Source organism: Brotonthovivens ammoniilytica (assembly GCF_025566885.1).
Classification (GTDB): domain Bacteria; phylum Bacillota; class Clostridia; order Lachnospirales; family Lachnospiraceae; genus Brotonthovivens; species Brotonthovivens ammoniilytica.
Map to the genome: position 1 here is coordinate 894,997 of NZ_JAOQJQ010000001.1, position 19,328 is coordinate 914,324.

At 43.6% G+C, this 19,328-nt stretch carries 16 protein-coding genes; all 16 read right to left on the minus strand.

All coding sequences use genetic code 11. From position 1 onward, the window contains the following. Positions 1 to 109: 109 nt before the first annotated feature. A complete protein-coding gene (locus OCV88_RS04105; protein ID WP_158424320.1) occupies positions 110 to 853 on the minus strand; it encodes a Rossmann-like domain-containing protein in 744 nt (247 codons plus the stop codon). Between the two features lie 13 nt (positions 854 to 866). Next, positions 867 to 1,661 (minus strand): ABC transporter ATP-binding protein, encoded by a 795-nt coding sequence (locus OCV88_RS04110; protein ID WP_158424321.1) that lies wholly within the window; start codon positions 1,659 to 1,661, stop codon positions 867 to 869. A gap of 9 nt (positions 1,662 to 1,670) precedes the next feature. Further along, complete coding sequence (locus tag OCV88_RS04115; protein WP_262590682.1) at positions 1,671 to 3,080, minus strand: ABC transporter substrate-binding protein; 1,410 nt, start codon at positions 3,078 to 3,080, stop codon at positions 1,671 to 1,673. After that, entirely contained in the window at positions 3,077 to 4,108 is a 1,032-nt protein-coding gene (locus OCV88_RS04120) for a FecCD family ABC transporter permease (RefSeq protein ID WP_158424323.1), read from the minus strand. The genes OCV88_RS04115 and OCV88_RS04120 overlap by 4 nt, the downstream gene beginning before the upstream one ends. An 8-nt stretch (positions 4,109 to 4,116) precedes the next feature. Beyond that, the gene (locus OCV88_RS04125; protein ID WP_158424324.1) at positions 4,117 to 6,318 is read right to left on the minus strand and encodes a hypothetical protein; all 2,202 of its coding nucleotides are present in this window, start codon (positions 6,316 to 6,318) and stop codon (positions 4,117 to 4,119) included. Then, positions 6,311 to 7,204 carry an ABC transporter ATP-binding protein gene (locus tag OCV88_RS04130; protein WP_158424325.1) on the minus strand — a complete coding sequence of 298 codons (894 nt, stop codon included), beginning with the start codon at positions 7,202 to 7,204 and terminating at the stop codon, positions 6,311 to 6,313. The genes OCV88_RS04125 and OCV88_RS04130 overlap by 8 nt, the downstream gene beginning before the upstream one ends. A gap of 2 nt (positions 7,205 to 7,206) precedes the next feature. Beyond that, positions 7,207 to 8,676: a hypothetical protein gene (locus tag OCV88_RS04135; protein ID WP_158424326.1), complete on the minus strand. Its 1,470-nt coding sequence runs from the start codon at positions 8,674 to 8,676 to the stop codon at positions 7,207 to 7,209. A gap of 76 nt (positions 8,677 to 8,752) precedes the next feature. Continuing rightward, on the minus strand, positions 8,753 to 10,867 hold the full coding sequence (locus OCV88_RS04140; RefSeq protein WP_158424327.1) for a hypothetical protein: 2,115 nt from the start codon (positions 10,865 to 10,867) through the stop codon (positions 8,753 to 8,755). Between the two features lie 392 nt (positions 10,868 to 11,259). Continuing rightward, positions 11,260 to 11,934 (minus strand): FadR/GntR family transcriptional regulator, encoded by a 675-nt coding sequence (locus tag OCV88_RS04145; RefSeq protein WP_158424328.1) that lies wholly within the window; start codon positions 11,932 to 11,934, stop codon positions 11,260 to 11,262. A 105-nt stretch (positions 11,935 to 12,039) separates the two neighbouring features. After that, positions 12,040 to 12,618, minus strand: a complete 579-nt coding sequence (locus OCV88_RS04150; RefSeq protein ID WP_158424329.1) for a cytidylate kinase-like family protein — start codon at positions 12,616 to 12,618, stop codon at positions 12,040 to 12,042. 18 nt (positions 12,619 to 12,636) lie between these two features. Beyond that, positions 12,637 to 13,329: an LrgB family protein gene (locus tag OCV88_RS04155; RefSeq protein WP_158424330.1), complete on the minus strand. Its 693-nt coding sequence runs from the start codon at positions 13,327 to 13,329 to the stop codon at positions 12,637 to 12,639. After that, entirely contained in the window at positions 13,322 to 13,684 is a 363-nt protein-coding gene (locus OCV88_RS04160; RefSeq protein ID WP_158424331.1) for a CidA/LrgA family protein, read from the minus strand. Before OCV88_RS04160 ends, OCV88_RS04155 begins: the two co-directional genes overlap by 8 nt. A 124-nt stretch (positions 13,685 to 13,808) precedes the next feature. Continuing rightward, on the minus strand, positions 13,809 to 14,636 hold the full coding sequence (locus tag OCV88_RS04165; protein WP_158424332.1) for a DUF368 domain-containing protein: 828 nt from the start codon (positions 14,634 to 14,636) through the stop codon (positions 13,809 to 13,811). Between the two features lie 115 nt (positions 14,637 to 14,751). Beyond that, positions 14,752 to 15,549: a 7alpha-hydroxysteroid dehydrogenase gene (hdhA, locus tag OCV88_RS04170; protein WP_158424333.1), complete on the minus strand. Its 798-nt coding sequence runs from the start codon at positions 15,547 to 15,549 to the stop codon at positions 14,752 to 14,754. 119 nt (positions 15,550 to 15,668) lie between these two features. Continuing rightward, a complete protein-coding gene (locus tag OCV88_RS04175; RefSeq protein ID WP_158424334.1) occupies positions 15,669 to 16,349 on the minus strand; it encodes an alpha/beta fold hydrolase in 681 nt (226 codons plus the stop codon). A 19-nt stretch (positions 16,350 to 16,368) separates the two neighbouring features. Beyond that, entirely contained in the window at positions 16,369 to 19,209 is a 2,841-nt protein-coding gene (locus OCV88_RS04180) for a penicillin-binding transpeptidase domain-containing protein (RefSeq protein ID WP_158424335.1), read from the minus strand. Between the last annotated feature and the right edge of the window lie 119 nt (positions 19,210 to 19,328).

Here is a 19,328-nt window from a genome sequence, read left to right on the forward strand (position 1 = left end):
CTTTTGTTTTATTTATATCAACAGCCTCTGCGCCAATTTCGTATCAATTAAATGATTCAGGACAATGATACAGATACGAAAAGATGCGAAAAAGCCGTTCATACCGTTTTTAATCTGCGAAACAGAGACGTTTCCATCCCATTAATGCCGCCGCCCCGGCAGCGGTTGTTCCGTAAAACAGAACTTCCTTTCCAATATCCAGGAAATTTACAATGGAACCATTTCCCAGGGTGCTTCCTGTACAGAGCACAAGATCTGCCCATTTTAGTACAGTAGATTCATAATCTTTGATTCCGTCCAGCACTTCTACGCCGTAACGGACATCTCCCACATTCTCCGGGTCCAGATCAAGCACCCGCACCTGATCAAACCGCTGAGAAATCCGTTCCAGAATCGCCGGCTGATATCCGATCTGTGCAATTTTTATATTTCCATAAGTCTCCCAAAGGTAGTCTGCTGCCTTCACAGCACAATCCTCCGGCCCGTTATCTTTACAGTGAATGGACATCTCACACATCTGAAACCTTCGCATCACTGCATTTAGTACCGCAATAAAAATGCCCCGGTCATAATCATTGTTTAAAATATCCAGTTCCAGCACCTCTTTGATACTTCCCCCGAACACTGCCGGAGTATTGGTAAATGCCTGTCCGATTCCCCCCTCAAACTCAGCCTGTATCATAATATCCCGGCCGGAAAGAATGGGAAAATCCTTCCTCTCTGTGTCTCCTATGGCCTCCTGGGGCGACAGTGCACGGCAGCTTACCTTTACACTTTTCTCCAGCAGTCCCTGCTCTTTGACAATCTTTTCAAATTTCTCTTTTAATGTCTGAAATAATGCTTCTTTTGTCATGTTTTACCCTCTCTTACTCTGTCAGACGGGTCAGTATCTGATACTGCACCTTCTGATCTTCTAATTCTGTTTTCTGAATTCTGGCATTTAGATGATACATCCGTTTCAGCAGATCCTCTGTAATAATATCCTCTGCCGCACCTTTTTGAAATCTGGTTTCGCTCTCCACAGCCAGCACAGAGGCATCCGTCAAAAATGCATGATCCGGCTGATGGGAGGTAAAGCAGACACCGATTCCTTCCCGGGCAAGTTTTTTGATTTCTTTTAACATCCGCATCTGATTGCCAAAATCCAAATTGGATGACGGCTCATCCATTAATATATATTTTGCCTGCTGTGTCAGCGCCCTTGCAATAAGTACCAGCTGGCGTTCTCCACCGCTGATCTGTGTATAAATCTCATTTCTCATGGACAAAATCCCCATACGCTCCATCATCTCACAGGCAATCTTTTCATCCTCTGCTTTTGGGGACGAAAAACTGGAAACATGAGCCCCCCTGCCCATGAGTACTACATCAAATACCGTATAGGGAAAGGGCGGTGTATGATACTGAGGCACATAGGCGATCTGCTTTGCAAGCTCCGGCCTCGATAAACTGCTGACAGAAACCCCGTCAATGAGAATTTCTCCTCCCAGCAGCGGAAGAAACCCAAGAATTGTCCGATACATTGTGGTCTTTCCAATTCCGTTGGCTCCCAGTATGCACAAAAGCTCTCCTGGTTCCAGGGAAAATGACAGGCCGTCAATTACGACTTTTTTTTGATTCTTTCCTGCATAGCCCAGTACAGCCTGTTTTAGTTCCAGCATATCAAACTCCTATTCCTTTGGACTTTCCCTGTTGAGAATCAGTGAAGCTTCCTCCCGGGTCAATGGATAATCATAAAACTTCTCATAAAACGCCATAACCTCAGACTCCATATCCAGATCTTTAAACAAATCCGGATGAAGGATTTTTGCCATATTCATCACAAGAAGAATTTTCTGAAGCCCCATATCCCAGTAAAACACACCGGAAGGGCTCATATAAATCTGTCCGTTTTTTACAGCATTCAATGTTTTGTAAGTAGACTTGCCGCTGATTTCTGCTTTCAGCTCTTCTACCGTCTCTCCGTCATTCATGCCGCCGTGATCCAGAAAAATTACATCCGGATTCCAGGACATCAGCTGCTCATAATTAATCTGGGAACGGTTTCCTGCTTCTAGTTCTTTTGAAACCGGAACACCACCGGCCGCCTCAATGACTTCCATAATATCGGAATACTTTCCGTATGTGGTAAGTACATCCACTCCGGCATAATAAACTTTAGGCTTTTCTTCTTCCGGAATCTGATCTGTCCGTTCTTTGATAAAAGCCAGCTTCTGATCAAAATAGCTGCAGTATTTTTCTGCCCGGACCACCGCCTCATCTCCCAGTGTATCCCCATAAGCGCGAACCTGCTTTTTCAAATCCTCAAGGGTCTCTCCGGACTGCCCGGACAGGGCTGCAACACCTGCCTGATTCAGCTGATTCAGCTCATTCTCCCTGGGAAACGTATAAACAATATCCGGGTTATAATTCATCAGCTCTTCAAAATTCACAGATGTATGTACATTTACAAGCATCGGCACATCTTTAATCCGTTTAAATACTTTCTCTGCCCACGGAAAATCCGCTGTCTGGACATCCGCACGGACGACAATTTTATCTTCCGCGCCAAGCATTGTTAAAAGCTCATAGGAGGGACCATAGACTGCTGCAAGCCGCTGTGGATTTTCCGGAAAATCTACGGTTCCTGATTCGGTACTCTGACTGTTTCCCGACAGTACCGGCACTTCCCTTCCTTTTGCCGTTCCGCTCATGGTAAGCCCTGCCGGACCGGTAATTCCTTTTATAGATTCTACACTGCCGGGAGTTTTCTCCCTTAACAGAACCGTCTCACCGTCATTGCTGACCACTTCCCACAAATCATCTGCCCGGGTCACCACATCTTCAATGGCCTGTGCCGTTTCTTGTGCATCTGCTCCTACATACAGATGCACCGGCTGATCTGCACAGGTTCCGCAGCTGTTGCTGGCAAGATCTTTATATACATTAATATTAAAATCCAAAAACTCAATCACTCCGGGTTCTGTCACAGAACCGGATACGTTAATCTCATATTCCAGCTGCTGTCTGCCGCAGCCCATAAGCCCCAGACAAACCAGAGACATTACGCCGGCAGCCAGAACAATCATAAATTTTTTCAAGATAAAAACCCTCTCTTTCCCTTTGCCAGCAGCGCTACAAATACAGGAGCGCCGATCATGGCTGTCAAGATTCCGATAGGAAGATCCTGAGCTGTGATACATCTGGCCGCATCGTCCACCAGCAGCAAAAATACACTTCCCAGTACCGCCGCACAGGGCAGCATTTTTTTATAATCCGGCCCCACAAACATCCGGGCAAAATGCGGAACAATCAGTCCCGCCCATCCGATCATGCCCCCCACGGCAACTGATGAGGCTGTCATAAATGTGGCACACACAATGATAATTCCCCGGCATCGTTTTACGGAAACTCCTAAAGATTCCGCTTCATCGGCCCCCAAAGAGAGCAGATTCATTCTCCAGCGAAGCAAAAACAGGATGACAGTGCCGGCCAGAACCGGTACTGCTAAAAAAAGCACATCCGGGGCTGTCACATATGTAAGTCCCCCCATAAGCCAGAAAGCAATGGACGGCATCGTATCAAAAGGATCCGCCACATATTTCACAATGGAAATAAAGGCCTGGAACAGTGCCCCCACTACAATGCCGGACAAAACCAGCAGAATGGGACTCTGGTCCATACCGCCGCTGACTTTTTTGCTGATCAGACAGGTCAAAAGTACAGAAACAAGTCCAAAACCAAAGGATAGAAACTGCACGCCAATGGCAGGGATGCCCAGCAGAAAGCCCAAAGCCGCACCAAATCCTGCACCGGCTGAGGCGCCTAATAGATCCGGCGAAACCATTGGATTTCGAAAAATCCCCTGGTAAGATGCGCCGGAAACGGCCAATGCGCAGCCAATCAGCACAGCAGCCAGGATTCTTGGCAGTCTGGACTGAAACAATACGGTAGCTGCCGCCTCATACTGATCTCCCACTCCGGATACCGCTTCTTTGATCACACCTGCAAATTCCTCCAGGGGAATGGCAAATCTTCCGGTAATAATGGAAAACAGCACCAGCAAAATTAGTATCAGAATCAGGAGCGGCAAAAACCACTGCCTTTTTTTCTCTTTCCCATTTTCCATACTGCAATTTATCCTTTCACATAGTCCGGCACATACTGCTGGGGCAGAAACAAATACGTATACCGGTCTGAACCTTTACATTTTACAGCTGCTAAAAATCCGCCTTTGCTCATGTAATATCCATTCCTCAGGCCCGGCAGTATTCCCTGAATTTCCTCCGGCTCTGTCAAAGTATATTTAGTGCCAAAATCTTTTTGTATTATAAATTCATCTAAAGACTCAGAAACGTAAGACATAAAATACATGCCCATAGGATAGGTCATGCCATTCATCCCCATATATGGATCAAATCTCTGAAGAGTGATGCTTTCAATCTCAGCGGACGTATCTTCCACCAGTTCTAAAAGCTCATGCTCCTTCAGCCACTGCATTGTATACTGATCTGCATCCGTCAGATACAAAAATGCATTATCCAGATTATAAGCATAATGCTCACAGTCGTACTCTCCGTTCTGGGAAAACATCAGGACAGCTTTTGTTTCATCTTTGCTGAAATACTGCTGCTGCAAATCTTTTTCCTTCCTGTCTTTAGCCGCCGCTGTAAGCAGTTCCTCCCGTTCTTCCTCTGTTAGTTCCACCTGATAAGTAGAAGTAAACAATGGATCCGATACATAGAGCACACCGTTTTCATATGCGCTGTCCGCCCAGATCATTTCCTCACTTTCCCGAAACGCCCCCATCAGCAGATCACTCTGCTGCTTCTTTTGGCTTTCGCTGTCTTCTAGAGATAATATAGATTCCAGCTGGGCCATGGATGCCCGGTCATAATACCAGACATATTCTTTCCCTTTCCCGTCTGTATATTGGAAAACAATATCGTAGGGCACCACTGTCTCCTCAAAATTATCTTCATTATAGGCAAGCTCCTGACTCCCCTGCCGGACAAAGGTTCTTTGAATATTTTTAACTAGCTCTGTTTCCTCTGAGGAATCAAATACCATCTCACTGGTAAGATAATATCCTCTGCCGGTACTGCTTCCGTTAGCCGGCCAGGCTAAAAGGGAAGGATTTCCCACATAACTGATGCTTGCTTCTTTGACAGGTTCCTTTTCTAAAAAACGTTCCGTCTGTCCAAACAATCCGGTGGCACACCAGAGGGTCAGCACAAAAACAATCCCTTCCTGAAGGCTGATGGAAAAGACATATTTTCTGAAGCTCATCCCGTAAGAAAACAACACTTTTCTCCAGAACAGCTGAACCACAAATAAAGATGCAAAGGAAAACAAAATTGCAAGTCCCTGGCTGAAGGAATATAAAAAGCTGAAAATCTGCGCAAAGATTAAAAATCCCGTAAGACCTACCAACCATTCTGAAAGCCAGCGGTTCGTTCCCGCAATCCCTGCTGACTCCGCCTTTCGATGCTTGATCAGATACAGTGCCAGCACAAGAAGAAGTACTGCTGCCGTCCCCCAGCATACAAGAAGCTTTCCCTCTACCGCATCCGGAACCGCCTGTTCCATGGGACGGTAAAACTTTGCATGTGTTTTTAGTTCCTTATAAAAAAACTGTAAGGGATTCAGAAAAGAAAACCGGCTGACTAGATCTTCCCGAATATAGGACGCATCCCCATAAGAGGATGCCCCCCAGGCATTTCCCCAGTACAGTGTCCGGAATAATGCATTGATACTATAGCAGACTGCTGTGGGAGCACCTGCAATCCCCGCCCAGTATAAAATACTTTCCGCCAGCGTTCCTGCCGCACAGCTGACGCAGATACTGATGCCAAAGCTGATTACCGCGGTGACAAAAATTCCAAGGGCCGCATACACGCCATCCCGGATTAGTCCCTCATAGGTTCCAAGAGCCTTCAGATTCAGCAGTATGGAACAAAACATGGGGACGCCAATTCCAAGGAACAACACTAAAATCCCATACAGACACCGGTTAAAAAACAGTTGAGGCCGTGTCATGCCCAAGGATAAAAATATGGTGGTCTCTTTTTTATCCTGCAGGAAACGAAACAGGGTGCATCCTGTAAGCATTCCCATAAGCACAGCCCCGCCAAGTACCGGAATCAGGGCCTGATCATGAATAAACCGAAATTTCATCTGTTCATGGGTCACTTCAATATTAAAAATCGAATCCCCGGGCAGTCCCGCTGTAGAAAAAGGAATCAACAGCAAAAACAGTGCAATGGTCACAATAAAAAGCCAGTAATACTTACTCAGCACATATGTAAAATCATGTAATAAAACTCTTTTGTTACTCAAAAACTTTCTCCCAGTCAACGTTTTTCTCTCTCCGTTCTTTTCGGAAAAACTCTTCCAGCTGAATTGGCCGGATTTCTTTTACCACTGCGCCGATTTCATTCAGGCGGCGCCTGGCCTCATCTCCCGGCGCCTCTATTACGCAGGTATATTCCTGCTCCTTCTGCTCTAAAATCACAGCGGAAAGCCTGCCAATATCTGCCGATGCATCCGGCAGCAAAAAGCTGCAGGTGCAGTAGTGCTGATGCATCCAGTCCAAAGATTCATTATAAATAAGCTCTCCTTCATTCAGCATTCCAATCCGGTCTGCCAGATGCTCCAGCTCCAGCAGATTATGAGAAGATACTACAACCAGCGCCTGCTCCTTTCGGGCATAGAAACAGATCATGTCCTTCATCAGCTGGCGCATCGTCACATCCAGGCCGTCAAAGGCCTCATCCAAAAACAAATACTTTGCCCGGGAAGAAAATGCCAGAATCAGCCCCGCCTGGCGCTGCATTCCTTTGGAAAAACGGCTGATTTTCATTCCTGTATTCATACCCAGAAGATTCACCAGATTCTGAAACGTCTGATCATTCCAGTCCGGATAATACCCCCGGTAAAACTTCTGCATCTGCTTTAAAGAAGCCTGATGAAAATGGGTGGATTCTTCCGTCATAAAAAAACACTGCCGTTTTATATCCGCATGTTCATAAACCAGCTGATCCTGAATACGGATTTCTCCTGCATCCGGACGGTAAATCCCGCACATCATTTTTAATAAGGTAGTTTTCCCCACCCCATTGTAGCCGATGAGTCCGTAAATCTCTCCCTCTTCTGCCTGAAAGGAAATGTCCGATAAGACATTAAAATCGCCAAAGCTTTTCGTAATACCTTTCACTTCCAACATGATTATGATTTCCTCTTTTTAAAGATCACTGTCCCGAAGACTGCAGCTGCCGCAATTACCACAATAATAACTACAACTGCCGTTTTGCTGATTCCATCTGCTTGATCCACTGGCTGCGCCGCATTTTCCGGTTCCGCCGATGAGTCCGCAGCCCCATCAGAGGTTCCCTGTACAGACTCAAAAGCTTCTGTTGTCAAAATATATTTGGAACAATGTGTCAGACTCAAAGTCACATAACCGGCCTGAGGTTTGAGCCCTTCATTTACCAGAGACACTTCCCCGGTCTCTTCATCAAAATAATACAGGTTTAATGTATCGGTATCCGAAAAGGTATCATTTAACCGTAAAAATACGGAAGCCTTTCCGGGAAGCTCCCCGTCATGTGCAAAGTCTATGTACAAAGAATCCTGATCTGTTCCATAGCTGCATCCGTCAAACGCACTAGAAGCTGTCTGAATCTGATAATCTATGTCCGCAGGATTTTTCACATCTGTGCCAAGAAACTCCCACGCATAAAGCACATTCTCAGAACCGTCTTTCATCTGAAAATCCACATATTCTTTCTTGCCTTTTATAGCTTCCAGTTCACTTTTTCCCATTTTCCCTGCTGTAATCTGTAAAAATGTGATTTTTCCCCGGTCGCTTTCTACCACGCTTTTATTCGTATCTCCAGTGTCATCTGTATTAGATTCTGTATCCGTACTTGTATCGGAATTGTCTGTGGAAGAACCGTTATTACTGCTGTTGTTCTGATTTACCGTGTCCGTCTTATTACCGGAATCTACCTTTGTGACTTTTCCGCTTCCGGAACTGTTATTTTTAGAGCTTCCATTTCCGGAGCTGCTGCCTGTCCCTGAGCTGTCAGAGCCGGAAGGCTTCTTTCCGTCACTGCTAGAAGAGCTTCCGCCGTCTGTTTTATCTGACGAAGGCTTGTCACTATCAGGCTTCTGGGAAGGCTTTGATTCAGATTTTGCCACTGTAACCTGTATGGTTTTTGCGTCGGAATTAGAAAACTGTCTTAAACATCCAACCACTGAAATGGTAGCCGTGCCTGGTGAAATACCTTTAATTGTAACTACACCATTACTGTATGAAGCTGTAGCTACACTGGTATTGCTGGATGACACTTCCGCATATGCCTTATAAGTTTTATACTTTGTGCCATTACATCTGCACTCACCATCATCTGTCAGGCAGTTTTTCTCTCCACAGCTTTGAGGGCATTCCGCCATACCGCAGCCTGGAAGCTGTTTATCACTTTTTGGTGACAGTGACACCGTAACCGATTCTGATTCTTTCTGTTTTAAAGATACTGAAGTTCTTCCCAGGCTGACCTTTACCGTTCCTCTGTCAAAATAAGCAGAAGACAGAAATGATGTCTGCGCACATACTAAAATCACTGCCAGTACAAGACTGATATTCCGAATCCATCTTTTTTTGTTATTCTGTTTCTTCTTTTCCATCTCTTCCATGTACTCCTTCTATGTTCCGCGGCCCTTTATTCCGTTTATGAAAAGCCGTTTCATCCAGACTGTTTACCTGGGGCTGTTACTCCAGATAAAGACGCAGCAATACACAATCTCCTCCGGTTTCCACCTGATCTCCGCCATAATACCCCTGGTAATTTCCAAGACACGCGGTAAACGGCCCGTTATGATTTTTAATAACCCCGGTTTCTGTGGAGATTCCTTTTTGTTCCAGTGTCTGATTCAATGCATTATAAGCAATGTAACCGCTGCTCTCATGATCATGCTCCGGCAGCATAGGATATCCGTTTTTTGTGCAGGCAATCATAGGCACTGCACCGTTAATGCGTTTTCCATCTGTTGTCAGAATATAATAATCCTCTTTTTTATTTTTTTCAGATAAGTAGGCCAGATCCTCCACCGTCCCGTATACTTCTCCGTCACGGCCGACAAATTCTGCGCTTCCTTTCAGCTGTTCTACTCCCGCCTGCTCCTTTAACAGCCAGGCAAGATCTAAGCCTTCAAAATAGTCCAGCCATCCCCCTACACCGATATACTGATAATTTTCCTGATCTCCAATGGTTCCGTAATAATTTCTTACCACATGATCCGGATTTTCCTTCATAAGATTTTCAAATTCTTTCGTTGTAAATGTCTTCGTGGACACCGGGCCTAGATATTCGGAGCCCTTCTGATATACTTCCACTGTAAAGGTTTTATCCTGATCCTTTTCATAAGGTTCTCTGTTATGGAACCGGTAATAAGGGTCTTTATCCTTTTCTCCAATGGTCAGCCGATTGACAGTCTCAACTGCAATCGGTTTATTTTTTTCTATTATAATTAAACTGAGAGGCCCGCTTACAGGGCTTGTTTCTGCTGACAGCGGTCCTTGTTCGGTACCCACTGCCAGCAGAACATCTGCCTGTTCCTCTACCAGTTGACTGGCGTTTTTTGTAACTGTCTTTCCATCCTTCCCGCTGACACAGGACAGATACAAAGATTTTCCTGACAGATCTGCCCCGCAGTTTTCCAAAAACTTCCACAGATCAATGCCATAATATGTATGTGTTTCCCCATCTATAGCTGCTTTACGGGAAACAGGGAATCCAAGCTCATACATTTTCTTATTTTCAAAAGATAATGTAATAAGATCTTCTAGATCTTTTACAGAATAAATTTCTTCTTCCGGCATAGCCGTTCCTGTAATAGTCAAGGCGCTGTACAAGTCATCTCCATCTGAGATTTCTTCCGAAGATGTCACAGATGTATGCAGAACATTTAAAAATTTTTGTTCCTCTTCTGACACCGTCCTGTCTTTTTCTGAAACTTTCACGATATCCTGGCTTTCGTGCTGGTCCACATTCCCGGCATTCACATCACCAAGCGCTTCTGCATCCTCACCATTTAAAGTCATATATTCATATATTTCAATATCCAGTGTCCCGGCGCTTCCATCTGTGCATTCCGCAGTCACCTTTGTTCCATCTGCGCTAAAACGATACCCCTCCGGATAAACTCTTGAAAGGGTTTCCGCTATTTTCTGCGCAATATCTTTTTCATCTTCAATTAAAAATTCATGACCGTGAACCGCAATCCGTCCATCCAGAATCTCATCTGATCTGTTTTCAGAAACAGGCTGAAGTTCTCCGTCCTTCATAAGTCCAACCCAGGCAATACTTCGAATATTCCACCCGGAATCTACATTCTTAGTAACTTTCCCATCTTCTGATGAAACTTCCGATAATGTAACCCCGGAGGGAATCACACCTTTTACTTCAAAGTCCTGCACGGCATATGAGCCGGTATAATCCCGGATATCAGAAATCGTTTTTGCTTTTTCAGACCTTTCAATCTCCAATACCCCCTTTGTAATCGCCTCCACCGGTATTACAAGAGAAACGGACATTTTATCCTCTCCCTGCTTTAAACTGCATGTTTTCATCCGCTGCCCGGCAATAGTAATCCTCAGGCTCTCAGCCGTATCGGATTCCAATGCAATTTCTTTATCAAAGGTCATATCCACATTTACAAACTGCTTTGATTCAGACCCGTCATTATAAGAAGATACCGCCACTGATTTTAATACCGGAGACTTCTCGGAGTCTGTTTTTGCACTGCCGCAGCCAGATATCCCCAGACAGACCAGCACAAACACTACCGCAGCCACCACAGTGCGGTACCAACTGTTCTTTTTCATTTCCTCCATATCCTTTCTTTCGTAAAATCCTGATTCCATACATTACAATTTCTTTATTTTTATATAGTTTTATTTATTTTTTATATATTTTTTAAATTTATAATAACTTTTTGTTATGTTTTTATTATTTTAACACTGGTATACCAAATACGCAATTCATTATTGACATTTATTAATTCGTTTTTTGCAATAGTTGTTTATATTTTGGCATGGAACAAAAAAGAATTATTCCGCCGCAGTGCGATCAAAAGCGGAGCGTTTTTTTGCTCTATAGGAATCGGTACTTTTCAGCTCTATCACAACACAGTGCTTCCTATAGAGCAAAAAAACAGCCTCATCAGATTCCTCTGATAAGACTGCTAAATTCCTTTGATTCATTTTTCTTTTTTATTTCAAGTATTCTTATACTCATTGATATATTGATAGTGAAGCTTCAGACCATCAATCCCTTTTTTTAAGTCTCCCTCCACAAGGGCCTCAACTATCATGCGGTGTACTTGCGTTAATCCTTCGTCATTGCTCATGCCAAGTATAATTTTATCACGCATCTGATGAATATAACGCTCCATAATACATGTCAGCGCTTTAAATGTAGTTGTCATGTATTCATTTCCCGCAGACTCAATGATCAGATAATGAATCTCTTTGTCAAGTGCCCCCCGCAGATCTTCCGTTTTTGCCTCCGACATCTGCTCCACCAGCTCAAGCATCCTTTTTTTCTGATTTTCCGTTGCTTTTTTTATGGCAAGATTCATCGCCTGCCATTCTAGAGCATAACGAAATTCTGTAATTTGATCCATATCCATCTCTTTTAATACGTACATATACGACATAACAGAGACAATGGTTTCATCAAAATCGCTGGATATATAATTTCCCGAACCCTGCTGACTGCTGATGACCCCCATATTTTCAAGTATTCTAAGCCCTTCTCTTACAGAATTTCTGCTGACATCAAGAAGCAAAGCCAGCTCTCTTTCCGGCAAAAGCCGATCTCCCGCTTTCAGACAGCCGTTAAGCACCTGCTCTTTAATATAATTATCAACTTTTAAATATGATTTTTCCACATGCAAAACCTACCAAAATATATTTTTATATGAGTATTATATAACAATGTTATTATATTTTGTATTGATTACTTTTTGGTATCTGCCTGCGCTAAAGGCAGAGTGTCAGCCCCGCCATTCCAAATATTTTATAATCAGCTCCACACATCTGTCTACACCTAACACTCCACTGTCCAGGCAAAGCTCATATCCTTTAGCTGCTCCCCAGGTCTCTTTGGTGTACATATGGTGAAATGCGGCACGCTGTTCATCTACCTGATGCATTCTCTTTTTGGCATTTCCAATAGAAATATGTTCCATTTCTGCAATTTTGGCAATTCTGTGTTCTTCAGATGCATGAATAAACACACTAACCGCATCCTCCTTTCCCCGGAAGATATAATTGGCGCACCGTCCAATAATAACGCCGCCTTCTAAAGCTGTCAGAGCTCGTATTTTCTGAAACGGAATTTTAGAAATTCCATAATCCGGATCCAGCGCTTCCTGATTTTCCTCAATGGCATATAAATAGCTGTTGATGGGTTTTTCTTCATAAAAATCCTTCATCTCTTCATAATTGTCATCTGAATCAGCAGCATTCAACAACTTCTTCTTATCATAAAAAGGCAGATTCAGCCGTTTGGCCAGCATTTTTCCAATCTCCCGTCCTCCGCTTCCGTATTCTCTTCCGATTGTTATAATCATAAAACAATCCTCCTCGTATTACATAAAATGAGCATATCCAGATGCCAACGCCACAGTTACAAGTCCCGCAACTGCCACTGCCAGACTGCTCATAGCTCCTTCAACAGCTCCAAGTTCCAGGGCCTTGGCTGTGCCAATGGCATGAGATGCGTTTCCAAGGGCAAGTCCTCTCGCTATGGGCTCCTTAATTCTGAAAATTTTAAAGACTATTTCAGCTATTACATTTCCCAGAATACCGGTTACTATAATTGATGCCACTGTAATTGTAACAACACCCCCAAGCTCCTGGGAAACGCCCATCCCAATGGCCGTTGTAATAGACTTTGGCAGCATCGTAACATACATCTGATGATTCAAGCCAAATAGCTTTGACATAACAAGGATTCCTGTCAAACTTGCAAAAATACCGGACAAAAGGCCACAGACCACTGCCCGCAGATGCTTTTTTAACAATGCCAGCTGTTCATACAGCGGTACCGCAAGGCAGACCGTGGCAGGTGTCAGCAGATAAGAAATATATTTCGCTCCTTCATTATAAGTATCATAATCCACATGACAGATGATTAATACAGCCATAACACAAATTACGGAAATCAAAAGCGGATTTAAAATCGCCAGCTTAAACTTTCTTTTCAGCAGAAGTGCAATTTCATAAGCAGCAATACTCAGGGCCGCCCCAAAAAAAGTGAAATTCTTTACAATCTCATTCATGATGCATTCCCTTTTCTTTTTTAATTACTAATTCAGTAACCTTCCCGGTAACAGCCATTACTAAAACAGTAGAGCATACAACAATTACCAGAACCGGCACAAACACAGACGCCAGCCGGCCCCAGGAATCCAAAAGCCCCACCGCTGCAGGCACAAACATAATTGGCATAATTTCAATTAAAAAGGCGGCTGTCTCACGAATTGCCGAAACCTGCAGAATGCCGGTGATCAGACAGACCAGCAGAATTAAAAGGCCATATACACTTCCCGGAATCGGCAGGGGAATCACTTCTTTTAATATCTCCCCCAGCAGAGAAATAATCAAAATGATTCCAAATTGTTTTAAATACTTCATACGCTTCCCTCCTGTAAATTTTTGCTGCAAAAAACATCCCTTGAAACAAATTCAGCCATTGTATGTAATCTTTCATATATCTTAATTGGTCCTACCATTTATTATAGAAAGATTCCTTGAAAAGTCAAGAAATCCTTTCCAGATCCTCTTCTTTTCTGGACAAATAGTAAATCACAAAGAATCCTGCAAGAAAAGTAAAAATACAAACAACCAGCGTTTTCCCAACTGGAATCCCTGGAAATACCTGGGCCGCCGAACCAATCACAAATCCTAAAATAATCAGATAGGCAGCAAAAGGATACCTGTTCATACAAAATTCCAATAATTTCGTTGTAAGCAGTATCCCAAGGAGACATCCAATGATCAATGGCAGCAGGGCAATAACATCCAGATTTCCCACCGCTTCCATGGTCGGTTCATACAATCCCATTAAAACCAGCATATAAGATACACTGATTCCCGGCAGAACTAAAGCTACAGCCACAATAATGCCCCCGGCGATCTGAATCAGATAGTATCCGATACCCGAAAAATAGTCACCGCCAAATAGCCCGGAGGGTATCTTCGCAACTCCTGCCACCGCAGCAATTCCAATGATCAGATAAAGAAAAAATTTCAGATTCAAACGCTTCATCTGAATCTTTTTGTAAATCATGGGGATACTCCCTGCCACTGCTCCCATAAAAAAGTACATCATCGGTTTTTCATAAAGCTGTATCAGCAAAAGCAGCGGTTTTGCCAGCATTACCATACCAAATACAGCCGGAACAGAAAAAGCTGCCAGAAACAGCAGACTTTTTTTCTTGTGCTTTCGAAAGGAACTAACCGATTGAATCAGACGGTCATAGGCCCCCAGCACCATAGCCATAGTTCCGCCGGACATCCCCGGCACCATCAGTGTAACCCCTACAATCAATCCCTGTAACATTGTCAGCCAAACAGAAAAATTCATATATCCTCCCTGCTATTTACTAAAATATCCTTATGCTGTATATAGCTTTTTATTCTATCACACACACCAAAAGCCGTAAAGAAAAAGATAGTATTCTGCCCAGAAGGGCAAAATACTATCTTTTATTCTTAAGATCAATCAAATCACCAAATACCGGTGTAGGCAGACCAAAGCCTCCGGATACATCCACAATCTGCCCGGTGGAATATGCACTGTCGTCACTGGCAAAATAAAATACGGTACCGGCCACCTCCTCCGGCGTTCCCATTCTCTTGATCGGAATATGTTTCAGGAAAAATTCACGAAACTCCTCTGAGAGATGTTCCATTACCGCATCCGTAGCTGTCATGCCAGGCAGAACTGCATTGCACCGAATGTTATCTCTAGCACATTGTACTGCAATCAATTTTGTCAGATAATTAATAGCCGCTTTGCTGGTTCCATATGCAATCTGGGAAATATCAGGCCTCAGCCCTCCAATAGAGGAAATATTTATAATACTTCCGCCGCCTTGTTCCTTCATAATAGGTATGGCCGTCTGTGCTGTTAAAAATACACTGGCAAGGTTCATATCAACTGTACCTATAAAATCCTGATAATCTGTCTGTTGAATATCCAAATCTGTCCGGGGATCAGAAGTTCCAAAATTATTGACAAGGATATCCAATCTGCCCTCCTGCCCGGCCACAGTTTTTACCATAGCAGAATAGGTCTCCTTTTGAGACGCATCATGATAAACGGTTTTCACATGCAAGCCCAGAGCATTCAATTCTAGGGCTCTCTCTTCGGCCCGTTTAAGGTTTCTGGCTCCCATATATACCACTGCTCCCTCCCGGGCCAGACGATTCACACAGGCAAGTCCTATTCCTCTGGTTGAAGCAGTAACCAATGCTACTTTGTTTTTCAATCTCATATTTACAGCCTCCAATTATTTTCTATTCTGTCTTTACATAGAAAAAGCTACACGCCCTGATCTAATACTCTTATCATTTCCAAATTTACCGCAGCCATTCATTTCCTCTAAAAAGAGGTTTACTCTTCCAAAAACTTTTCCACCTGATAATTAAATTCCTCCGGATTTTTGGCGGCTGCAGAATGATTCCCCGGAAGGATTACAAGGCTGGCATCCGGAAGATGATCTGCAATTAACCTGGTATGATTTTCCTTTATCATATCATGATCACCCACTATTACCAGTGTTTTTATATGAATTTTTTCCAGCTCTTCCGGCAAAACCATAGGATCCTTTACCATAAGCCCCAGAATTTCGGCTTTCAGCTTGGCGCCGGCACTGAATTTTGCAAAAAACAGTGCCAGCCGGTAACCGATTTCCACAGGAATCTGAACCCAGCGTTTTACGCCCCCGGGATTTAAATTAGCCCCATTTAAAATCAGTCGTTCTACCATCCCAGGATAGCGCAGGGCAAAAATTACCGCAATATTTCCTCCGTCCGAAAACCCGAGAATACTGGCTTTTGGTATCTCCATTTCATCCATAAATTCTTTCAGGTCATCTGCAAACTGACGGATGGAAAATTGCGCTTCCCCTCTGGGAGAGTTTCCATGTCCCCTGGTATCTATGGCAATCACACGATACTTTTTTCTAAAATATGTAATCTGATGGCGAAAGTATCCGCAGTCTTCCCCATTTCCATGCAATAGTATCAACGGCTTTCCTCTGCCCTGTTCTATATAATGCAGTTGTATGTCCATATCCTATCCTCTCCGTTTTTTAGTCTGCTCTCATATTGGAGGCCCCCGATGCCTGTCCGGTGATCACAGTCTCTTTTTCTTCTAAATCAAAATAATAATTAAAAATATCCCTTCCCACAGCAGTTGCATTGGTAGAACTATAGCCATTGGCAATACGGACTGCTATTGCTATCTCTGGCGTATCAGCCGGCGCATATCCAATAAACAATGCATGATCCGGCCGGGTTTTAACCTCCTGGGCAGTGCCGGTCTTTCCCGCCACATCTAAATCCATGCCTTTTAAAACGGAATTATATTGTGCAAACTGCCGCATCCCCTGGGAAATGGCCATCCAGGTCTCTTCCGATAATTCTATTGTTTCTTTCTTTTTTATCCCAGCATTTTTTTCACTGATCAGCGTCAGGGGAATCTCTCTCCCCTGTAACGCCAGCGTACTTACATATTTTGCCAGCTGGGTTGTGGTATAGTTATGTGTTCCCTGTCCGATTGCAGACTGAATGCCATAATCTTTTGTCACATGCGGCTGGCTTTCTGTCAGCTCAATTCCGGATTTTTCATCCAGACCAAACAAGGATGCATATTTCTGCAGATAAGAAAGCGCCTGGCTGTCATTATAGGATGCCTGATTTCTTGTCCCAAGACGCCAGGAAATATCGCACAGATAGTCGTTGCAGGAATTTTGAATTGCAGAAGCCGCGTTCACAATACTGCCGTGCCCCGAATGCTTCCAGCACCTTAAATCCGGTTTTAATTTATCAAACACACCGTCGCAGATCATCTGGGTATTGGCAGTTATCACCCCTTCCTGAATCCCCGCCGCAACCGTCACAGGCTTAAAGGCAGAGCCCGGAGCAGTCATCTGCTGGGAAGCCCGGTTATAAAGGGGCAGCGAGCGGTCTTTTAAAAGCTCATTGTAATATTCGGAATCCATAGGCTCTGCCAGTCGGTTACTATCATATCCCGGATAGGAGACACAGGCCAAAACCTCACCGGTTCCCTGCTGTACCACAACCGCCGAGCCGGAACAGGGGTCTAGACCAAGCATAGCAGGTGTCAGTTCCAGATTTTTTATTTTCTTTTTCACAAAGGAAAACGTACTGAGTTTCCCATTTTTCAGAAGATTATAATCTTTATCCTTTTCTGACAAAATACCCTGCCGGTATAAAAGAAGGCATACCTCTCTTCCGGAAATTTCATCCTTTAAAATCATATGGCTTAGCACCAGCTTTTCAAAGTCTTCCTGTTCCATAAGAGCCTCCTGTATGCGTTCCAATGCATACAGGCAGATCTCCTCGGACGTCAGATATCGGTCTTCATCTAAAATCCCCGGAGAAATCCACCCCTTCTCAATAGCTCCTCTTAAAAATTCCCGGGTGCTTATGCTCCCCTCCTCCTGCCAGGATTTATACAGTGCATCTGTTTTATCAACCGCATCCTGAGATAAAATTCTGCTGTTTAACACAGCTATAGTTTCATATTCCTGCATCTCCTCTGACAGCTGTCCAAATGTCCTGTCCCCTTTTTTCAGATCGGTTTCTATGGCATCCAAAACAGTTCTCTTTTTTCTGTTTAATTTCTGAATCAGGCTCTTTTCCTCATAGGAAGCATTCTCCTGTTTCATATCAGCAATCTTTAACACTTCATTTTCAATCAGTGCTGTATACACATCATATACGGGAATCCTGATCTGTGTGGAATCTGTAATCCTGGTTTTATCAAAGGTTCTGGCATTAATCAGATTGTCCATAAGAATTCCTGCCAGTTTCTCTTCTATCATCTGGTAGACCGCTTCCTGTAAATCTTTATCAATGGTAAGATATACATCTCCTCCGGAAACAGTCTCTGCCACCCTTTTTTCCTCTCCGATTACCTTTCCAACATTGTTTACCACCACTTCCATTTGCCCGTCTGTGCCCCGCAGCTCTTCTTCCAGATACTGCTCCATTCCGGCTTTTCCGACGGTATCATCCACTGAATATTCCTGTCCGTTTTCTAAAAATGCCTCCAGTTCATCGGTAAAAATTTTTCCTGTATACCCAAGTATATGCGACATGGCCTTCGGGCTTTCGTAAACCCTCTCCCAGTCTGTCCCAATCCCAATTCCCCCAAGGGTATCTGAATGTTCCTTCACATAAGCAGCTAATTCCTCAGAAACATCTTCCGCGATAACTGCCGGTTCATATTTTTTATAGGAATTCAGCCACAGCATATATCGTACTCCAAGAATCTCAAGAACCTCCTGTCTGGAATATTCTTTCTCAAGACCATATTCTAGCAGTTCTTTTTCTGTATAATCTTCTTTTCCCCAGCCATACAGTGCGAACTTTTGGTTTCCCGCCAGATAATCTATCATTTCTTCTGCCGTCATATTTTTTTGTTCCTCCGTCAGATCTGCCGGATCCTTAAGGCCAAATATATCTGCGCGAAACCGCAGCAGCAGACTGCCGTCCACCGTATATATATACCCCTCCTTCTCATCCGCAGCAATTTTAAGTCCTGTCTTTAGACTGCCTCCCAAAACCTGCATTTTTTTCTGAAGCCGATGAATATTTCCATTTAAAGTAAGCTGGCGTTCCCGATCTGTTTCATAGCTGCCACTGTCTGTTATGGTAATTGTATAAACAAGACGGCTGGATGCAAGAAGTTTTCCATTACGGTCATAAATGTTTCCCCTTGGAGCAGCCTGCGTCAACGTCTTTGTAGTCTTTAAGATAAAGCTTTCTTTATAGGTTTTTCCTTCTACAATCTGCAGCTGCCAAATCCTTCGGACTAACACAGCTGCCAGCAGTAAAAATATGATTTTTAAAATAGCAAGCCGCGAAATTTTTAAATGTCTGTGATTCCTTTTCCATTGTTTCATTTTCTTCACCCTTACACTCGTAATATTTCATACATCTTACACGTGTAGGATTTTATTGTCAAGTATTACATTATATCTGCCGCAGGTATGATGTCCGCCTTCCCTTTGGGAGGTTTTAA